We start from the raw sequence: 242 nt of genomic DNA on the forward strand, positions 1-242 counted from the left end.
GCCCCATATTGCCTGAAATAAAGAGATAAAGATGAAAACGTTAAAAATTGCCGTCAGCCGTGCCTGCCCTGAATGCTTTACCACTTCGCGCGACATCGTGGATATCACCGCATCAGATTATATTGATGTGGCAGCCGTGGTTCTGGCCGTCAGCGATATTTTCAATGGCGCCATAGAAGAAATAGAAGCCACGGGATTCGGTATCCCGGTGTTTATTGCCACGCATAAAGAAGAAAGGGTTC

At 47.1% G+C, this 242-nt stretch carries 1 protein-coding gene; it reads left to right on the forward strand.

Annotation, left to right across the window (positions count from 1 at the left end; all coding sequences use genetic code 11):
* Positions 1-31 precede the first annotated feature (31 nt).
* Positions 32-242: Orn/Lys/Arg decarboxylase N-terminal domain-containing protein (locus RTW80_RS30525; protein WP_142977342.1), on the forward strand; the 211-nt coding region annotated here is incomplete at its 3' end.

The organism is Escherichia sp. AM3 (assembly GCF_032029835.1).
In the GTDB taxonomy this organism is placed as follows: domain Bacteria; phylum Pseudomonadota; class Gammaproteobacteria; order Enterobacterales; family Enterobacteriaceae; genus Escherichia; species Escherichia coli.